Origin of the sequence: Microbacterium sp. Yaish 1, from assembly GCF_002245215.1 — a bacterium.
Lineage (GTDB): Bacteria > Actinomycetota > Actinomycetes > Actinomycetales > Microbacteriaceae > Microbacterium.
In genome coordinates, this window is the sequence record NZ_NPMR01000001.1 from 100,435 (window position 1) to 118,740 (window position 18,306).

The 18,306-nt window shown below is 70.0% G+C and carries 15 protein-coding genes and 1 pseudogene; 4 read left to right on the forward strand and 12 right to left on the reverse strand.

Annotation, left to right across the window (positions count from 1 at the left end; genetic code table 11):
- Positions 1-86: 86 nt before the first annotated feature.
- The gene (locus tag CI089_RS00485; protein ID WP_094259790.1) at positions 87-785 is read right to left on the reverse strand and encodes a FadR/GntR family transcriptional regulator; all 699 of its coding nucleotides are present in this window, start codon (positions 783-785) and stop codon (positions 87-89) included.
- Positions 786-967: 182 nt separating this feature from the next.
- Between CI089_RS00485 and CI089_RS00490 the strand changes: the two genes are divergently transcribed.
- Both CI089_RS00490 and CI089_RS00495 read left to right on the forward strand, forming a co-directional pair.
- Positions 968-2,749, forward strand: coding sequence for a 2-isopropylmalate synthase (locus CI089_RS00490; protein WP_094259791.1), 1,782 nt, complete (start codon positions 968-970; stop codon positions 2,747-2,749).
- A 4-nt stretch (positions 2,750-2,753) separates the two neighbouring features.
- Positions 2,754-3,497, forward strand: a complete 744-nt coding sequence (locus CI089_RS00495) for an SDR family oxidoreductase (protein ID WP_094259792.1) — start codon at positions 2,754-2,756, stop codon at positions 3,495-3,497.
- Between the two features lie 37 nt (positions 3,498-3,534).
- On the opposite strand, the gene CI089_RS00500 is transcribed toward CI089_RS00495, so the two are convergent.
- A complete protein-coding gene (locus CI089_RS00500; protein WP_256977711.1) occupies positions 3,535-4,008 on the reverse strand; it encodes a tetratricopeptide repeat protein in 474 nt (157 codons plus the stop codon).
- Positions 4,009-4,159: 151 nt separating this feature from the next.
- Here CI089_RS00500 and CI089_RS00505 point away from each other — a divergent pair, with 151 nt between their 5' ends.
- On the forward strand, positions 4,160-5,521 hold the full coding sequence (locus CI089_RS00505; protein ID WP_094259794.1) for an alpha-amylase family glycosyl hydrolase: 1,362 nt from the start codon (positions 4,160-4,162) through the stop codon (positions 5,519-5,521).
- A 31-nt stretch (positions 5,522-5,552) separates the two neighbouring features.
- Here CI089_RS00505 and CI089_RS00510 read toward each other — a convergent pair whose 3' ends face one another.
- The 8 genes and pseudogenes from CI089_RS00510 to CI089_RS00545 all read right to left on the reverse strand — a co-directional run bounded on the left by CI089_RS00510 (position 5,553) and on the right by CI089_RS00545 (position 15,800).
- Positions 5,553-8,960, reverse strand: a complete 3,408-nt coding sequence (locus CI089_RS00510; RefSeq protein ID WP_094259795.1) for an error-prone DNA polymerase — start codon at positions 8,958-8,960, stop codon at positions 5,553-5,555.
- The gene (locus tag CI089_RS00515) at positions 8,960-10,510 is read right to left on the reverse strand and encodes a DNA polymerase Y family protein (protein ID WP_094259796.1); all 1,551 of its coding nucleotides are present in this window, start codon (positions 10,508-10,510) and stop codon (positions 8,960-8,962) included. The genes CI089_RS00510 and CI089_RS00515 overlap by 1 nt, the downstream gene beginning before the upstream one ends.
- A gap of 1 nt (position 10,511) precedes the next feature.
- Positions 10,512-11,210 (reverse strand): hypothetical protein, encoded by a 699-nt coding sequence (locus CI089_RS00520; RefSeq protein WP_256977712.1) that lies wholly within the window; start codon positions 11,208-11,210, stop codon positions 10,512-10,514.
- A gap of 597 nt (positions 11,211-11,807) precedes the next feature.
- A pseudogene (locus tag CI089_RS00525) lies at positions 11,808-12,563 on the reverse strand (diacylglycerol/lipid kinase family protein); the annotation flags it as partial.
- Complete coding sequence (locus CI089_RS00530) at positions 12,527-13,066, reverse strand: hypothetical protein (protein WP_179223182.1); 540 nt, start codon at positions 13,064-13,066, stop codon at positions 12,527-12,529. The gene CI089_RS00530 and the pseudogene CI089_RS00525, both read right to left, overlap by 37 nt.
- A gap of 80 nt (positions 13,067-13,146) precedes the next feature.
- Positions 13,147-13,644, reverse strand: a complete 498-nt coding sequence (locus tag CI089_RS00535) for an HNH endonuclease (RefSeq protein WP_023954771.1) — start codon at positions 13,642-13,644, stop codon at positions 13,147-13,149.
- A gap of 314 nt (positions 13,645-13,958) precedes the next feature.
- Positions 13,959-14,861 carry a M23 family metallopeptidase gene (locus CI089_RS00540; RefSeq protein ID WP_094259798.1) on the reverse strand — a complete coding sequence of 301 codons (903 nt, stop codon included), beginning with the start codon at positions 14,859-14,861 and terminating at the stop codon, positions 13,959-13,961.
- Positions 14,862-15,101: 240 nt separating this feature from the next.
- On the reverse strand, positions 15,102-15,800 hold the full coding sequence (locus CI089_RS00545) for a metal-dependent transcriptional regulator (protein ID WP_094259799.1): 699 nt from the start codon (positions 15,798-15,800) through the stop codon (positions 15,102-15,104).
- 124 nt (positions 15,801-15,924) lie between these two features.
- On the opposite strand from CI089_RS00545, the gene serC reads away from it, so the two are divergent.
- A complete protein-coding gene (gene serC, locus CI089_RS00550) occupies positions 15,925-17,037 on the forward strand; it encodes a phosphoserine transaminase (RefSeq protein WP_094259800.1) in 1,113 nt (370 codons plus the stop codon).
- A gap of 75 nt (positions 17,038-17,112) precedes the next feature.
- Here serC and CI089_RS00555 read toward each other — a convergent pair whose 3' ends face one another.
- Both CI089_RS00555 and CI089_RS00560 read right to left on the reverse strand, forming a co-directional pair.
- A complete protein-coding gene (locus CI089_RS00555) occupies positions 17,113-17,856 on the reverse strand; it encodes a DUF3027 domain-containing protein (RefSeq protein WP_094259801.1) in 744 nt (247 codons plus the stop codon).
- On the reverse strand, positions 17,840-18,223 hold the full coding sequence (locus CI089_RS00560) for a cold-shock protein (protein ID WP_023954781.1): 384 nt from the start codon (positions 18,221-18,223) through the stop codon (positions 17,840-17,842). Before CI089_RS00560 ends, CI089_RS00555 begins: the two co-directional genes overlap by 17 nt.
- Positions 18,224-18,306 lie beyond the last annotated feature (83 nt).

Below are 18,306 nucleotides of genomic sequence, written 5' to 3' on the forward strand. Positions count from 1 at the left end.
TCGCACCCCCTCGCGGCGCCAACACCGGCCCAAAGTGACAGGTAAAGCGCCCAGGTCAGGAGCGAACCGACAGGTGAAGCCCCAGGTCAGGCGGTGAGCTGATCCAGCAGTGACGTCAGGTGCCCGCGGGTCAGCGCCGCCGCGCGCTCGCCATCGCGGTCGGCGATCGCGTCGGCGATGCGCTCGTGCACCTCGTGGTCCGCGTCGCCACCACGAAAGTCACCCACACCAGCACCCCCGCGCCCGCCCCGCGCTCGCAGCATCGCGACCATGGCCTCGCGACTGCGCGGGGTGAAACCGTCGAACATCTCGAGCAGCAGCGGATTGTGCGACGCGGCGACGATGATGCGGTGGAACGCGGCATCCGTGTCGACATGTTCCTCGACGTCCGACCGGTGCGCCGCACGCCGGTCGAGGGCAGCACGGAGCGCCCGCAGCTCGGCGGGGGTCCGGCGCACGGCGGCGAGCGCTGACGCTTCGACCTCGATCGCGAGACGGGCTTCGAGCACGGCGCGGATGTCGGCCCGTCCGACGACGCGCGACCAGTCCTCGGGGGCGTCGAGCGCGGCGACGAACACACCCGCTCCCTGGCGTGAGGTCAGCACCCCGCGTCCGGCGAGCTGCCGGATCGCCTCGCGAACGGTCGAGCGACCGACGCCGAGCTGCGGCGCGAGGGTCGTCTCCCCCGGCAGCTTCGCACCCAGCGCCCACTCCCCCGCACGTATCCGCGAGAGCAGCAGCTCGGCGGCCTGGTCGGCGAGGGGTTCCCGTCGGACGGTGGTCATACCCACATCCTCTCACCGATCAGGCAACACCTCAGCTTGTCTGAGGGGTTGTGCTAGCGTCTGGGTCATGCTCGATCGTCGCGACCTCCTTCTTCGCCGCCACGGCGGGGCCTAGCCAGACCGGCTCCCCACCGTGGAGCCTCCCCGCGCCGGTCTCCCCTCTGAGCAATGCGAGAAGACCCATGACGATCCACGCCTCCGCCCGCCTCTCCACGCCCGCGGGCCCCGTCCCCGCCGATGCGCCCTCCTGGAACCGGCAGCGCCGGTCGCAGATGCCGTCGCACCGGTACCGCGACGCGTTCGCGCGCGTCGACATCCCGGCGGCGGATCAGACAACCCAGCGCAGCTGGCCCGCCAACCGCCTCACGTCCGCACCGCTGTGGGTGCCCGTCGACCTCCGCGACGGCAACCAGGCCCTCGCCGAACCCATGGATCCCGAGCGCAAGCGTCGCTTCTTCGAGCTGCTCGTCACGATGGGATACAAGGAGATCGAGGTCGGCTACCCCTCCGCCTCCCAGACCGACTACGACTTCGTGCGGCTGATCGCCGAGACCGATCTCGCCCCCGACGACGTCACGATCGTCGTGTTCACGCCCGCACGGCGCGACCTGATCGAGCGGACGGTCGCGTCGATCCGCGGCATCCGCAACGAGGTCGTCATCCACATGTACACCGCGACCGCGCCGGTGTGGCGGGATGTCGTGCTGGGGCGCGACCGTACCGAGCTGGCAGAGCTCATCCTCGCGGGCGGCGAGGACGTGCTGCGCCTCGCGGGCGACGCGGCGAACGTCCGCTTCGAGTTCTCGCCCGAGGTCTTCAACCTCACCGAGCCCGACTACGTGCTCGAGGTCTGCGACGCGATGACGACCCTGTGGGATGCCACGCCCGCGCGCCCCGTCATCCTGAACCTCCCCGCCACCGTCGAGATCGCGACACCGAACGTGTACGCCGATCAGATCGAGTACATGCATCGACACCTCGCCCGTCGCGACTCGGTGATCCTGTCGGTCCACCCGCACAACGACCGCGGCACCGGCATCGCCTGCGCCGAGCTGGCCGTGCTCGCCGGGGCCCAGCGCGTCGAGGGGTGCGTCTTCGGCAACGGCGAGCGCACCGGCAACGTCGACATCGCCACGCTCGCGCTCAACCTGCATGCGCAGGGCGTCGACCCGATGATCGACTTCTCCGACATCGATGAGATCCGGCGCACCGTCGAGTACTGCAACCGCATCGAGATCCACCCCCGGCATCCGTACGTCGGAGACCTCGTGCACACGGCCTTCAGCGGCACGCACCAGGACGCGATCAAGAAGGGCTTCGCCGAGCACCGCGAACGTGCCGCCGCGCTCGGGTGCGACGAGGGCGACATCGACTGGCGTGTGCCCTACCTGCCGATCGATCCCGCCGACCTGGGGCGCAGCTACGACGCCGTCATCCGAGTGAACTCGCAGTCGGGCAAGGGCGGCGTCGCGTACCTGCTCGAGACGGCGTACGGCATCGAGCTGCCGCGGCGGTTCCAGATCGAGTTCGCCCGGCACGTGCAGCGGCACACGGATGCCGGCGGCGGCGAGGCTACGGCGAGCGAGCTGTGGGAGCTGTTCCGGACGACCTATCTCGACGACATCACGACCGGCCCGCGGCTGACGCGCTACGACTCGACGGATGCCGGCACCGAGATCACCCTCACCGTCGATGGGGCTACGCACACCAGCGAGCACCCCGGAGTCGGACCCGTCGAGGCGCTGACCGCCGCCCTCGCCGAGCACGGGATCGCCATCGAGGTGCTGAGCCTGCACCAGAGCAGCATCGGCAGCGGCGCCGATACCGACGCCCTGACCCTCGTCGAGTACCGTGACGGCTCCGGCGTGGTCGCCTGGGTCGCCGGCTCGGACCGGTCCGTGCTCGCCGCCACTCTCGACGCGATCATCCGCGCCGCGGAGAGGTCGGCCGAAGCGTCATACTGACCTCGTGAGGATCGCGATCGCCGGCAGCACCGGCACCGTCGGCAAGCTCGTCCACAGCATCGCCACCGAACGCGGACATGACGTCGTCGCGCTCGCGCGCAGCAACGGTCATGACCTCGAGCATGCCTCGCTCCCACCGTCGGTGCTGGACGGTGTCGACACGATCGTCGACGTCAGCGGCATCCAGACGCTCTCGCGGCATCGCTCGCGGCGGTTCTTCGAGAGCGTGTCAGCCAACCTGCAGCAGGCGGGAACGGCCGCCGGGGTCGGGCACCTCGTCGCGCTGTCGATCGTCGGCATCGACGGGGTGGATGCCGCGTACTACGGCGGGAAGCTGGCACACGAGCGGGCCGTGCAGCGCGGGGCGCTCCCCCGCACGCTGCTCCGCGCTGCGCAGTTCCATGAGTTCGCCGAGCAGACGCTCGTCCGCGGGAAGATGGGCCCGATCACGGTCGTGCCGGCCGCTCGGGTACGCCCGATCGCGGCGCGCGAGGTCGCCGAGCACCTCGTCACGCTCGCGGAGGGCGAGCCGGCCGGCCGGGCGCGCGACCTGACCGGACCTCGCGACGAGCTGCTCATCGACATGGTGCGAGCGCTGCTCGATGCCCGCGGCATCCGTCGGACCACGATCGAGATGCGCCTGCCGGGCTCGTTCGGTCGCGCGATGTCGTCGGGGCGCCTGCGCGGACACGCGAACGCCGAACGCGGCACCGTCACGTTCGCGCAGTGGCTCGCCGCGCAGCACTGACCCACGGGCAGCGGCGCCGGCTCACCGCGCGGCACCGTCACGCCGCGGGGTCAGCGTTGGCGGGGTCAGCGTTCGCCGGGTCGAGCGAGCGCAGGTAGGCGGCGTTGCCGCGCAGCGCGGGCTTGTAGCGGTCGAGCTCATCCGAGTCGACGGCGTCGGCGAGGAGGTCGAGCAATCCGGCGAGCGCTTGATCGGCCCGGCCGGCTGCGTGGAGCGTGAGAGCCTCGAACGCACCGAGAGACACCGACTGCGGGTACTCCCGCCGCGCCCGGGCGAACACCGCGAGCGACTCCTCGAGGCGGCCGAGGTTGCGCAGCGTGCTGCCGTACTGCAGCAGGCAGCGGCGCCGGACGTCTGCGCTGAGACCCGCGTCGAGCGCACGCTCGTACAGCACGCAGGCAGCCGCCTCGTCGCCGGCGGTGTCGTAGGCGCCGGCGAGTTCGTACACGACACGCGGGTCATCGGGATGCCGCTCGTACAGCGGCAAGAGAGCGGCGATGGTCGGGGCCATGTCGTCGCGATCGCGTGCGGCGAAGATCCGATCGAGTTCGGCGTAGAGGTCGTCCACATCCGCCATCCTCGCAGGGCGCCGCCCCTCTACGTCGTCGGGCGCCCGGCGGCAAGGACCTGCGACCCGAAACCGGTTCGTGTTGACTGCGGTGATGAGCAACTGGGCCGAGACCGTCATGTTGTGGCACGTGTACCCGCTGGGGTTCACGGGAGCACCGATCCGGCCGGACGGCGCCGACGACGACGGCCAGTCGGATGCCGGCGGCACAGACCAGCCCGTCGAGCACCGATTGAACCGCATCGAGGCCTGGCTCGACCACGTCGTCGAGCTCGGCCTCAACGGGCTGCTCCTCGGCCCGGTCTTCCCCTCGAGCACGCACGGCTACGACGCCGTCGACTACTTCCGCATCGATGCTCGGCTCGGTGATGACGGCGACATCGACCGTCTGATCGCGGCCGCCCACGACCGCGGCATCCGGGTGCTGTTCGACGGTGTCTTCAACCACGTGGGACGCGAGCACCCCGCGTTCGCGGCTCTCGAAGAGCAGGGCCCGGAGGCTGACACGGCCGACCTCTTCCGCGTGCGGTGGGACGGCTGGCAGCCCGGTGGGCCGGTGGACGCCGACGTCTTCGAGGGGCACGACGCCCTCGTGACGCTCAACCACGACTCTCCCGCCGTCGCGGATCTCGTCGTGGAGGTGATGACCCACTGGCTGGGTCGCGGCATCGACGGATGGCGACTGGATGCCGCCTACGCCGTGCCTCCTGCGTTCTGGGCTCGGGTGCTGCCGCGGGTTCGCGCCGAGTATCCCGAGGCGTGGTTCCTCGGCGAGGTCATCCACGGCGACGCCGCTCGCATCGTCGAGGAGTCGACGATCGACTCGCTGACGCAGTACGAGCTGTGGCAGGGCATCTGGCACGGCATCGCCGACCGGAACCTGTTCGAGCTGAAGCACGCGATCGAGCGGAACAACGAGCTGCTGTCGGTCTTCGCTCCGCAGACCTTCGTCGGCAACCACGACGTCACGCGGATCGCCTCGGCGGTCGGCCCCGACCTGGTGCCGCACGCGCTGGCGGTGCTCTTCACGGTGGCGGGCGTGCCGTCGGTGTACGCCGGCGACGAGTACGGCTACGAGGCGGTGAAGGAGGAACGACTCGGCGGCGACGACGCGGTGCGCCCCGAGTTCCCCGACACGCCGCCCGCACCCGAGTCGCTGCCCGAGAGCGCGCAGCACATCCTCCGCACCCATCAGCAGCTGATCGCCGTGCGCCGACAGCATCCCTGGCTGCACCGCGCTCACACCGACGTGATCCATATCGGCAACACCGCGATGGTGCTGCGGACCGCGACGGGAACGGATGCCGTCATCACGGCTCTCAACCTCGCCGATGAGCCCGTCACCGTGCCCGTCGCCGACGCAAGCCGGCTTCTCGCCGGCACCGCCGACCTGCGGGGCACCGACGCCGTCGTGCCGGCACGGGGATACGCGGTGTTCTCCGGTACACCGGCGTAACGGCCCCGGGATCGCGAACGCCCGCAGCGCGTCACCGGAAGTCTCGTGACTGGTGCCTCACCCCCACCCGCAGGTCTTCGAACGCGTCTGCGAGGATGTTCACGACCCCCTCGTTCGAGCGTTCCAGGATGCCGCGGACGATGAGCGCCGGGCTGTCGCGCACGACCCGCCGGTAGCGGTGCCACATGCCCGTCGAGCAGATGACGTTCATCAGTCCGTGCTCGTCCTCGAGGTTGAGGAACGTGATGCCGGACGCTGTCGCCGGCCGCTGCCGATGGGTGACGAGCCCGGCGATCTCGACGCGGCGCCCCGATTCGTGCTGTCGCAGGTCGTTCGCGGTGAGCACTCCGCGCGCGTCGAGCTGCGAACGGTAGTGGGTCATCGGATGGTCGTCGGGTGAGATGCCCGTGGCCCACAGGTCGGAGGCCAGCACGTCATAGCTCGACTGATCGGTGAACAGCGGCGGCTGCACGGCGATGAGCGAATCGGGCAGGTACTCGATGCGGTCCTGCGCGGCCGATCCCGCCAGCCAGATCGCCTCGCGACGGGTGTGTCCGAAGCATTCCAGCGCTCCCGCGGTCGCGAGTGCTTCGAGCTGCGTCGTATCGGCACCGGTGCGGCGCACCAGGTCGCGCATGTCGCGGTAGGGACCGGATGCCTCGCGCTCGGCGACGATGCGCTCGGCGAACCTCTTGCCGATGCCGGTGACGGCGGCGAGCCCCAACCGCACGGCGAAGCCGCCGTCGCGGCGGTGCGCCGCCGACTCGTCGGGGGCGTTGATGTCGAAGACCGGCACGGGAGGCTGCTCGCCGAGGCAGCTGTCTCGGCCCGTCGGACCCGGCCGCCCCGCCTCGCCCGACACCGATTCGAGCACGGCCTCGGCTCCCGAGAGCTGCAGATCGGGGCGCCGCACCTCGACCCCGTGACGGCGGGCGTCGGCCGCCAGCGTCGCGGGCGAGTAGAAGCCCATCGGCTGAGCGCGCAGGAGTCCGGCGAGAAACGCCGCCGGATAGTGCAGCTTGATCCACGAACTCGCGTAGACGAGCAGGCCGAACGACAACGAGTGGCTCTCGGCGAAGCCGAAGTTCGCGAACGCCTGGATCTTCGCGTAGATATCGTCGGCAGCATCCCCCACCAGGCCGTTCTCGGCCATGCCCTCGTAGAGCTTCTGCTTGAGCGAGTCGATGCGCTCGATGCCGCGCTTGGAACCCATCGCACGACGCAGCAGGTCGGCGTCCTCGCCCGAGAGCCCGCCGATGACCATGCCCATCTGCATGAGCTGCTCCTGGAAGACCGGCACCCCGAGCGTGCGTTCGAGCACGGGCTTGAGCTTCTCGTGCGGATACGTCGTCTTCTCGTACCCGAGCTTGCGGCGCACGTACGGGTGCACGGCGCCGCCCTGGATGGGCCCCGGCCGGATGAGCGCGATCTCGATCACGAGGTCGTAGAACCGACGCGGCTGCAGGCGCGGCAGCAGGCCCATCTGCGCTCGGGACTCGACCTGGAACACCCCGATCGAGTCGGCCCGGCAGAGCATGTCGTAGACGGCCGCCTCTTCCTTCGGCAGCGTCGAGAGCTCGAACTTCTCCCCCGTTGCCCCCTCGATCAGGTCGAAGCAGTACTGCAGCGCGGCGAGCATCCCGAGGCCCAGCAGATCGAACTTCACCAGGCCCATCCAGGCGGCATCGTCTTTGTCCCACTGGATGACGGTCCGGTCCTGCATCCGGGCGTGCTCGATCGGCACGACCTCACCGACGGGACGATCGGTCAGCACCATGCCGCCCGAATGGATGCCCAGGTGCCGGGGAGCCTTCAGCAGCTCGGCGGCGTAGCTGAGCACCCGCTCGGGGATGTCGTGGTCGGGGCCGGTATCGAGGGTCGCACCCCAGCGTTCGACCTGCTTCGACCAGGCATCCTGCTGTCCCGGGGAATGCCCGAGGGCCTTCGCCATGTCGCGCACGGCGTTCTTGGGCCGGTACTGGATGACGTTCGCCACCTGCGCCGCCCGCTCGCGCCCGTAGGTGGCGTAGACCCACTGGATGATCTCCTCGCGCCGGTCGGAGTCGAAGTCGACGTCGATGTCGGGCTCCTCCTCGCGGAGGGCCGAGAGGAAGCGCTCGAACGGCAGTCGGTAGTAGATCGAGTCGATCGCGGTGATGTCGAGCAGGTAGCAGACGGCGCTGTTGGCTGCCGAACCGCGCCCCTGGCAGAGGATGCCGCGCCGCCGCGCTTCCTGCACGATGCCGTGGACGATGAGGAAGTAGCCCGGGAAGTCCTTCTGCTCGATGACGGCGAGCTCTCGCTCGATGCGGTCGCGGTCTTCGGCCGGCAGGTTCGGGTACTTGCGGGGCACGGCCTCCCACACGAGGTGCCGCAGCCACGTCATCGGCGTGTGCCCCTCGGGAACGGGAAGCTTCGGCAGGGCGGGCTTGGCCCGGCGCAGCGGGAAGGCGAGCTCGTCGGCGAGCTCGACGGTGCGCGCGACGGCGCCGGGGAACCGGCGGAAGCGCCGCGTCATCTCGGCGCCCGACCGCAGGTGCGCGCCCGCATGCGAGGGCAGCCATCCGTCGAGCTCGTCGAGCCCGCGGTTGGCCCGCACCGCCGCGATCGCCGCGGCGAGGTGGGCGCGCTCGGGTACGGCATAGTGCACGTTGTTCGTCGCGAGGATCGGCAGACCCCGCTCACGGGCGAGACCGGCGAGGATGTCGTTGTGCCGCGAGTCCAGCGGCTCGCCGTGATCCATCAGCTCGACCTCGACGGCATCGCGCCCGAACCGGTCGACCAGGACGTCGAGCTCGGCGGCGGCGGCATCCGGTCCGCTCTCGATGAGCGCCCGGCGCACAGCGCCCTTGCGGCATCCGGTGAGGATGCTCCATTCGCCTCCGGCGATGTCGGCCAGATCGTCGAGCCGGTAGCGGGGCTTGCCCTTCTCCGCTCCCGCGAGCTGCCCCTGGGTGAGCGCTCGCGCCAGCCGGTGGTATCCCTCTTCGCCGCGGGCGAGGACGAGCAGATGCTCGCCCGGCGGGTCGGCCTCGTTGCGCGCGGCGCCGACGCGCTGCGGCAGATCGAGCGACAGCTCCGCCCCGAACACGGTCTTCACCGCCAACTGCTCGGCGGCCTCGGCGAAGCGGACGATGCCGTAGAAGCCATCGTGGTCGGTGACGGCGAGAGCGTGCAGCCCCAGCCGTTCGGCCTCTTCGGCCAGCTCTTCGGGCGATGAGGCCCCGTCGAGGAACGAGTACGACGTGTGCGCGTGCAGCTCGGCATACGGCACCGCGTTCTCAGGACGCTCGATCCTCGGCGCGGAGTACTTGCCGCGCTTGCGCGACCACGCGGGACTGTCGCCGCCGTCGGCACCCGGCGGCGCGCTGGGCGCGCGGTTGCCGCTGAGCAGCCGTTCCATCTCGGACCACGGCACAGAAGGGTTGTTGAAGCCCATCAGTCGTACCGCCCCTCGACCGACCATTCGCCGCCGTCGCACACCAGCAGCCACGCGGTCTGGGTGGCATCGACCATCTGGAAGCGGTGAGCACGCCGCGCTCGCGCGGCATCCCACTCCCGTTCGATCACCGGCCAGGGCCCTGCCCACGAGCGGATGCCGCGCGACCCGGTCGATGACACGAGCGCCGCCGGGATCGCCGTCAGCTCGCCCCGCCCGTCGACCGCCACCATGTCGCCCTCCCGATCGACGACCGCCAGCGGCAGCGCCCGCTCGAAGACCGTCGCGGGCAGCGGATCGGGCAGGCTGCCCGGCCAGGGCCGCTCGCGCGAGCTCGTCACGGGACGGTCGCCCCACGGCACGAGAACCTGCCGCTCGGCGAGCCAGCGACCACCGCCCACGACCGGGGTCACGACGCCCGTGTGTCCGAGCATCGCCTGCACCCGCGACAGGGCATGGTGCACCCGCTGCTCGGGACCGGAGCCGAACAGCGAGACAGCGTGGTGGGATGCCGCATCCACCGCTTCGGGCTCGATCTTGACCCGGGCCACACCGCTGGTGAACTTGCCGCTCTCGGCCAGCTGCCAGCGCACCCGGTCGACGACGGCGGCGGCGTCGAAGGTGCCGGGGTGAAGCCACACGCGGTTGCTCGTCTCGCCCCGGTCGCCGGTGAGGATGACGCGCAGCTCGGTGCACACGAGATCGACCGCGCCGAGTCCGGAGACGAACTCCTCGGCCGCGACCCTCATGCCGAACGCGACCTGATCGGCGAGCTCGAGAGGAGGTTCGAACGAGACCTCGCGGTGAAGCTCGGGCGGCGGGGTGCGCGGGGTCACCGGGCGTGAATCGGCGCCGGAGGCGAGGCCGTGCAAGCGCGCGCCGCGGGGGCCGAAGCGTTCGACCAGTCGTTCGGGTTCGATCGCGGCGAGGTCGCCGAGGGTCTGCACGCCGAGCCGGACGAAGAGGTCGACGGATTCATCGTCGAGCACGGCGATCGTCAACGGCGCGAGGAACTCCGCCGAGCGCCCGGCCTCGACCACCCGGATCGGGCGTTCGGGGCGGGTGCTCATCCGGGCCGCCTGCTGCGCGGTGAAGGGGCCGTCGGCGACACCGGCCCGCACGTCGAGGTCGCCCTCGGCCACCGCGGCCAGCAGGGCACCGGCGGCCTCGGTCTCGCCGCCGTAGAAACGTGCGGGGCCGCGCACGCGCAGCGCGCAGAGTCCCGCCTCGAGCACCTGCACTCCCGGTGCCATCTCTTCGAGGCGCGCGACGATCGGGGCGAACTCCCGGTGATCGCGCACCGCGTCCGCGTCGGCCACCTGCAACGCGGGACATCGCGCCTGCGCGTCACGGCGACGCTGGCCACGGGCGACGCCGTCGGCACGGGCTGACGCCGAGCACGCGACCACCATCCCCTTCTCGAACACCGCGATCGGCGCGTTCGGGTCGCCGCCGGTCTCGCGCACGAACGCCACGACCGGCCAGTCGGGCACCCACACCACGAGGCTGCGTACCGGTGCCGTCGCCTCCTGCTCCCGCAGCTCCCCCATCTCAGACCGCCCGTCGCATCGGGATCGGCTCGACGACCGGACCGCCGGCAGCCCGCTCGTGAGAAGCGGCCGAGATCGCACCGTCGGGTGCCGGCAGCAGCATCCGCGCCGATCGGGGAACCGGGAACCGCCGGCTCGACACGGTGACCGTCAGCTCGCGGTCGCTGAGGTAGCCGTCACCGTCGCCCAAACCCGACCATCGCGGATCGGTGACGTCGAGCATCGCCTCGGTCTGCGGCCACGGCCCCTGCACGAGCAGCACCGTTCCGCGGTCGCGCAGACGGCCGGCGAGCTTGGCGATGTCGGAGTCCTTCGCCCGTTCGGGCGGACGCACCGCGACGACGGGCAGCACGTCGGCGATCGTCGCGGTGACGGCGAGCCACCGGGCTCCCGGATCGGGGATCAGCACGACGCGGGACAGATCGACCCCGGCATGCTCCGCCGCCTCGGCCCCGAATCCGGGCATCCCGACCACACCGCACCACGACCCGGTCTGCGACGGCTGCGCGAGCAGGGCGAACAGCAGCGAGGACGACGAGCCGAGCGAATAGGCGGCGCCGGGACGCAGCCCCCGCCCGGGCAGCAGTCCGGCCAGGGCAGGATGGGTCGGCAGCACGGGAGCATCGAGGCGGCGCCCCTGCATCCGCTCCATCTGCGCGCGCAGTCGCTGCACGTCCTCGGCGGCAGCGGGATTGCGCATGATCGACCTCACTCAGCAAGGGTAGAACATATGTTCTAGACCATCAATGTCGAGATCGAAGATACGACCGACTTCCGACATCCACTCCGGATCGACGCAGGGCTCCGCTGCCGCTGCTACCCGTATCCCCCTGGGCCCGCGAGGCGTATGGTCACAAGCATGTGGACAGTACTTGTGATCTTGATCATCGTGTGGGTGGTGCTGTCGATCGTGGGGTTCGCGTTCGAGGGCTTGCTCTGGCTAGGAATCATCGGCGTCGTGTTGACCATCGGGACCCTCGTGTTCGGGATCATCCGGCAGCGCGCGGGACGCCGCCCCTGACACCGGAGCAGTTTCAGGGTCCGGTTTGCGCACACGGATCAGGAGCGCGCCAGGACGGACGGTGATGCGCGCAGCACTCACGTGACCGAAGCTGTCACCGTCGAGTTGCACCACACGCGGAACCTCGAACGTGGCCTCGAACACCCGACCGCGCGCATAGGCGAGAGAGTGGAGCTCCGGCGCCCAAGCGAGGATGCGGCGGGTGAAGCGCGATCGCCGCGCGGCTCCTTGCAGCGTCAGACGGGAACCGATCCCGGCCCATCCGAGCCGGCCACGCGGTCGCATCATCACCACATCCAGGAACCCGTCATCGATGCTCGCCCGCGGAATGAGCAGCATGTTTCCGGCGAGCGTTCCGCAGTTGCCGACGATAACGGTGTGCGCGCGGGCGCTACGTGCCCGGCTCCCGTCGATCCGGTACTCGATGCGGAACAACCGGTTGGCGAGAACCGATCGCGCGATCGGCGCGACGTATGCGAGCCACCCGAGATGCTTCTTCGCGAGAGCGTTCGTGTTGGCGGCCATGTCCGCATCGAGCCCGATCCCGGCCATCACCACGAAGGTATGCGAGCTCCACTCGCCGCCGACGCTTCTGAGATCCGCGACGGCGACATCGAGGCGCCGCTCGTAACCGGAGAAGGCCACCGCCACCGCCGCATCGGGATCGCCGAGCGCGATCCCGAGCTCGCGGGCAAGGAGGTTCCCCGTCCCGGCGGGAATGAGGGCGACGGGTATGCCGGTGCCCTGCAAGACCTCAGCTGCGGCACAGACCGTCCCGTCGCCGCCCGCGACCAGCACCACCGCTGGCGCGTCGCGGCGGGCATTCTGAGCGGCCTCACGGCCGGAATCCGCCGACCGAGTCGAGTACCAGCGGGCCGGCGCCCACCTCGCCGCGAGCTCGTGAGCGCTGACGAGCCGGCGAAGTCGATCGACATCCGCTTTGCCGGGATGGAAGACCACCGCCGCATGGGGTGTACTCCTCGCCGCGTCATGACTCACCGAGAGATGCCACCCCCTGCTGCTGCGGACCACCCCTCGATCTGTACGCGGTACGCCTCGGCACGCTGACGAGCCGCGGCTCCTTCGACGGGCTGGGCAGTGAACGTCACCGTCGCAGCCAGAGCCGCCACCGCGGCGGCCCGCTCGAGCTCACGTGCCGCGAAGGTGCGCGCGCTGTCGGCCGACGCTTCCTTCTCGCTTCGAACCTGCTCGCTGATCTCTGCCAATCGCAACGCGATCAACTGCGCCAGTCCGTCCCGGAGTTCTTCCAGGGTCGTGTTGTGGATCTCCAGACGCCGGTCGGAGACGGTCAGCACGACATCGGGATAGCCGGAATGCGCAAGGAGCTCACGCGTAGACTCGCCGAGGACGTCTCGGACCTCCTCTTTACCCGGACGCCGGGTGAACACCGCTTCCACCGTGTATCGGGCGGGCGGGTCCTCGGTCATCAATCCGGCGGGAAGAGATCCCGCCAGCACGGAGTCGAGCCCGAGATTGCTTCCGGAAAAAGCTTCGTCATGCGTATTTGCGCTCATGACCGGACGTTACGCCTCCCAGATGTGAGGCTCACAGGTTCACGCTGCGGGGCTGGGGGACGCCACGCCCGTAGCCGCGGTCAGGCGGCGAGCGACAGGTAAGGCTCCCAGCGCGGGTCGGATCGCTCCGTGCCCCGCACCGTCCACTGCGGTCCACGCGGAGGCTTCGGCAGCCACCGCAGCTCCCACCCCATCTCCTGGGGAGTGTGGTCGCTCTTGAGGTTGTTGCACCGCAGGCAGCAGGCGACGAGGTTCTCCCACGAGTTGCTGCCTCCGCGCGAGCGAGGCATGACGTGGTCGATCGTCGACGCCGCCTTTCCGCAGTACGCACATCGGTGCGCATCACGGCGGAGCACCCCGCGCCGCGTCACCGGCACTCGGCGCGCATTCGGGATACGGACGTACCGGGTCAGGACGATCACCGCCGGGCGTTCGTACGTTCCATCGATCCCGAGAACGGGGTCGTGGACGACGTGCTCGACGATCGTCGCCTTGTCGTTCAACACCAGGAGGAGGGCCCGACGGAACGACACCACGGCGAGTGGCTCATACCCGGCGTTCAGTACCAGAGTGCGCATTTCCTGTCCTCACGAACTGCCCTGACGGCTTCAGCGGATGTTCGATGACCGACGTAACGCGCGCCGTGCGGGCAGGTCCCGCGAGGGTGCGAGCACGAAAAAAGGCGCCGTCATGAAGACAGCGCCTTGATTCACGGCCGAGGCCGCAGTGGTGCACACGATGCCGCAGGACATAGCGACCGATCGCATTCACGGTTCGAATGCCCGGTACTGGTCCCATCGGCTCCCCCTCGGCGTGCGCGAGCGTCGCGTTCAGGGTAATACACCCTCGACCCCGGAAAGGTCGACGGAAGATGAACGGATGATGCGTGTCGTCAGCCCGCGTTCGCGACGAGCCACGACTCGGCGTTCACGTACGCGCCGTCGACGACGATCTCGAGGTGCAGGTGCGTTCCGAACGCACGGCCCGTGTCGCCGACCTGGCCGAGCAGCTGGCCCGCCGAGACGGTGTCGCCGACCTGCACCGCGCGGGTACCCCAGTCCATGTGGGCGTACAGGCTCGTGACGTTGGTGCCGTTGATGTTGTGCGCGACCTTGACGTACACGCCCCAGCCCGGACCGCTCTCGCTCGACGCGACGACCGTGCCGTCGGCGACCGAGTAGATCGGCGTGCCGCGGTCGGCCATGTAGTCGGTGCCGCGGTGACCGGCGTACGGGGTGCCGAAGTTGTTGAACGACATCAGCGGACGACGCACGAGACCGGAACCCGGCGCGACGAGCGGGATCGACTGGTTGTACGACGTCGAGGACGCGGTCGAGCTGCTCGCGGAGATCCGGTTGGCGAGAGCCTCGGCGGCTGCCTTCGCGGCGGCCTCCTCGTCCTTCTTCTTCTGGATCTCTTCGGGCGTGGTCGCCGTGAACCCGCTGCGGTCGAGGGAGGCGGGGCCCACCTCGGACGCGACGACGATCGACTGCGCGTTGTCGGCGGCCACCTGCTGCAGCGTCATCGCATCGGCCGACGTACCGCGCACGGCGGCGAAGGCCGGGATGGCGACGGTCGCGACGAGACCCACCACAGCAGCGACCGTGAAGGTGCTGCGAACGGGGTGGACCCGACGGCGGCTACGGCGTGCGGCGCGGTTCTCGATGGTCGCGACATCCCGTGATTGCTTCTTCGCCATCGGGAAGCGGCGGCCACGCAGGGCGCGACCAGAGCGGTCGGGATTCGTCGCGTCGACCTCGGGTACGTCTACCGACGAATCGTTGTTTTCAGCCAAATCAGTCCTCCGGCGCCTCTGCGCGATGGTCTGCGCTGGCTCGTCGATACTGCGCGTGTAGGCCCACGCGACGTTCGGGTGTCACCGCGTGGACGACGAGCCGAAGAGGCAATCCATGCAGCGGTCTCGGGCGGGCTTCTCGCCTGAAGACCTCTCGAGGCTACCGGAAGGTAACGAATAAGTCACGCTGTCGCCGCCATCCCCACCCGACGCTCAGGGTCGGCGCGACGCGGCAGACCCTCAGTCGCGGCGCGTGAGGAAGATGTGCGACGCCACCTCGACGGGGAGCTCGAGCCCCTCGTCGACGCCGTCCATCTGCACGAGGACGTAGCCCTCGGAGAACTGGAAGGTGCCGTCGCGACCGGGGACGACGCCGGCCGCCCGCAGCTGCTGCAGCAGTTCGGGATCGACCTGGGCCGGCTCGGCGAGGCGACGCACGGTGCCCTCGATCGGGCCACCGGTCTCGTTGAGCAGTCGGACGAGGCCGACCACGCCGTCGTCGAACGTGCGAGCGGGCACATCGCCGAGCTGGTCGAGGCCGGGGATCGGGTTGCCGTACGGCGACTCGGTGGGGTGACCGAGCAGCTCGATGAGGCGACGCTCGACGAGCTCGCTCATCACGTGCTCCCAGCGGCACGCCTCTTCGTGGACGTAGGCCCAGTCGAGTCCGATCACGTCGCTGAGCAGGCGCTCGGCGAGCCGGTGCTTGCGCATGACGTCGACGGCTTTCTGGCGGCCGCTGTCGGTCAGCTCGAGCGAGCGGTCTTCCGAGACGACGACCAGACCGTCGCGCTCCATGCGGCCGACCGTCTGCGAGACGGTGGGGCCGGAATGTCCGAGCCGCTCGGAGATGCGCGCACGCAGGGGGACGATCGCCTCTTCCTCGAGCTCGAGGATGGTACGCAGATACATCTCTGTCGTGTCGATGAGATCGGTCATCACAGCCCTTGTCGTGCGCGTGGTCGGAAGGATCCCAGCCTATCCGCTGGCGAGGACATGCGAGGCTGCCCTTACCTCCTGCTCATGGCACGGCGGGTCCGGGCGCCGCCCCTAGAATCGGCTCATGGCGCACGTCACCCTGCCCCGAGACATCCTTCCCCGCGACGGCCGCTTCGGCTGCGGTCCCGCCAAGATCCGCCCCGAGCAGGTCGCCGCCCTGTCGGGTCCAGGCTCGATCCTGCTCGGCACGTCGCACCGCCAGTCGCCGGTGAAGAGCCTCGTCGGTCAGGTCCGCTCCGGCCTGTCCGACCTGCTGCGGCTGCCCAACGGATACGAGATCATCCTCGGCAACGGCGGATCGACCGCGTTCTGGGATGCCGCGGCGTTCGGCCTGATCGAGAACCGCAGCCAGAACCTCGTCTTCGGCGAGTTCGGCGGCAAGTTCGGCGCGGCCGCGGCCGCGCCCTGGCTGCAGGCGCCCGACATCCGAAAGGCCGAGCCCGGTTCGAGCATCACGGCGGAGCCCGTCGAGGGCGTCGACGTCTACGCCTGGCCTCACAACGAGACCTCGACGGGTGTCGCCGCTCCCGTACGCCGCGTCGCCGGCGACGAGGGGGCGCTGACGGTCATCGACGCCACGAGCGCGGCCGGCGGCATCGACTTCTCGGTCTCGCAGTGCGACGTCTACTACTTCGCGCCGCAGAAGAACCTCGGCTCCGACGGCGGAATCTGGTTCGCCGCGGTCTCGCCCGCGGCGATCGAGCGGATCGAGCGGGTCGCCGCCTCGGGTCGCTACATCCCCGAGTTCCTGAGCCTGAAGAACGCGCTCGACAACTCGCGGCTCAACCAGACGCTGAACACGCCCGCCGTCGCGACGCTGTACCTGCTCGACAAGCAGCTCGAGTGGATCCACAGCAACGGCGGCCTGCAGTGGGCGGCCGACCGCACCGCGGAATCCTCGTCCGCACTGTACGACTGGGCCGAGGCCTCGGAGCACGCGACGCCATTCGTCGCCGATCCCGCCGACCGCTCCCCCGTCGTGGTCACGATCGACTTCGACGAGACCGTCGACGCCGCCGCCGTCGCCAAGAGCCTGCGCGGCAACGGCATCGTCGACACCGAGCCCTACCGCAAGCTCGGTCGCAACCAGCTGCGCATCGCGACGTTCGTCTCGATCGAGCCCGACGACGTGCGCCAGCTCATCAAGTGCATCGACTACACGATCGACCGTCTCTGACAGCGGCGCACCGCTGAGACGACGAAGGGATGCCGCATCGCGCGGCATCCCTTCTGTCGTTCTGGACGAGAGCGGTCAGCGCTCCCAGGGCGATTCGTCGTGGTCCGACTCGTCGTCGTCCTCGTCGGACTCGTCATCCTCGTCAGAGTCGTCCTCGGAGTCCTCGTCCGAATCGTCGTCGTCTGTCGCGCCGGCGTCGAGGGCGTCGATGTCGACCCCGTCGACGTCGCCCGCGTGGGTGACGGCCGTGCTGCCGTCGGCGAAGTCGTCGTCATCCGCATCGTCGTCATCGTCGATGTCGTCGGCGATGTCGTCGGCGTCGTCGAGGTCGACCGCGTCGTCATCATCGAGATCGTCGTCGGACTCGTCCTCGTCCGCAGCGGCCTGGGCGGCCTGGTACTCGGCGAGCCGCACCGCCCACGGCACCCACTCGGGGGCCAGCAGCGCACCGGCGGCCGGCAGCAATTCGACTTCGAGCACCGTCGGCTCCGCGTCCTCGACCACCGCGACGCTGACCGTCCAGAGCCATCCGGGGTACCCGGCGAGACGGTTGGCGAAGCGCAGCGAGACCACGCCGTCGGCCTCGATCACGTAGTCGACCGGGTCGCCGACCGTCGACGCCGGAGTGATCTCGGCGAGCGCCGCCAGGGCCAGCTCGTGCGCCGCGAGCAGACGGTCGTCGACGGTCGCCGGCTCGTTCGTCACAGCGTCGTCGGCTGTCGGGGCGTCCTCGGAGACGGCGGTCTCTTCGGCGACGGGCTCGGCGGATGCGGGCTCGTGCGACGTCGAGCCGTCGGGAGATTCAGGCGTCGAGGTCATCGGCGACCTTGCGCAGCACCGCGGCGATCTTCTTGCCGTGACCCGAGCTGGGGTACCGGCCGCGACGGAGGTCGGCGCCGATGCCGTCGAGGAGCTTGACGAGGTCCTCGACGATGATCGCCATGTCGTCCGCGGGCTTGCGGTTGCGCTTGCTCAGGCTGACGGGAGCCTCGAGCACGCGAACGGCCAGGGCCTGCAGGCCGCGCTTGCCGTCGGCGACGCCGAACTCCAGGCGCGTGCCGGGCTTGAGCGACTCGGTGCCCGCCGGGAGTGCCGTGGCGTGCAGGAAGACGTCCTGGCCGTCATCGGAGGAGATGAAGCCGAACCCCTTCTCGTCGTCGTAGAACCTGACCTTGCCGGTGGGCATGTGCGTACCTCGCTGTCACGGACCGCGTTTCGCGGGCAGAACGGAATGCCGGGACCGTTTGAGCCCCGACAACCAGCCTACGG

Bases quoted from the DNA above. Each gene is read 5' to 3' on its own strand.
- CI089_RS00485 (WP_094259790.1), bottom strand. From the start codon at position 785: ATGACCACCGTCCGACGGGAACCCCTCGCCGACCAGGCCGCCGAGCTG.
- CI089_RS00490 (WP_094259791.1), top strand. From the start codon at position 968: ATGACGATCCACGCCTCCGCCCGCCTCTCCACGCCCGCGGGCCCCGTC.
- CI089_RS00500 (WP_256977711.1), bottom strand. From the start codon at position 4,008: ATGGCCCCGACCATCGCCGCTCTCTTGCCGCTGTACGAGCGGCATCCC.
- CI089_RS00505 (WP_094259794.1), top strand. From the start codon at position 4,160: ATGAGCAACTGGGCCGAGACCGTCATGTTGTGGCACGTGTACCCGCTG.
- CI089_RS00510 (WP_094259795.1), bottom strand. From the start codon at position 8,960: ATGGGCTTCAACAACCCTTCTGTGCCGTGGTCCGAGATGGAACGGCTG.
- CI089_RS00515 (WP_094259796.1), bottom strand. From the start codon at position 10,510: ATGGGGGAGCTGCGGGAGCAGGAGGCGACGGCACCGGTACGCAGCCTC.
- CI089_RS00520 (WP_256977712.1), bottom strand. From the start codon at position 11,210: ATGCGCAATCCCGCTGCCGCCGAGGACGTGCAGCGACTGCGCGCGCAG.
- CI089_RS00530 (WP_179223182.1), bottom strand. From the start codon at position 13,066: ATGAGCGCAAATACGCATGACGAAGCTTTTTCCGGAAGCAATCTCGGG.
- CI089_RS00535 (WP_023954771.1), bottom strand. From the start codon at position 13,644: ATGCGCACTCTGGTACTGAACGCCGGGTATGAGCCACTCGCCGTGGTG.
- CI089_RS00545 (WP_094259799.1), bottom strand. From the start codon at position 15,800: ATGACCGATCTCATCGACACGACAGAGATGTATCTGCGTACCATCCTC.
- serC (WP_094259800.1), top strand. From the start codon at position 15,925: ATGGCGCACGTCACCCTGCCCCGAGACATCCTTCCCCGCGACGGCCGC.
- CI089_RS00555 (WP_094259801.1), bottom strand. From the start codon at position 17,856: ATGACCTCGACGCCTGAATCTCCCGACGGCTCGACGTCGCACGAGCCC.
- CI089_RS00560 (WP_023954781.1), bottom strand. From the start codon at position 18,223: ATGCCCACCGGCAAGGTCAGGTTCTACGACGACGAGAAGGGGTTCGGC.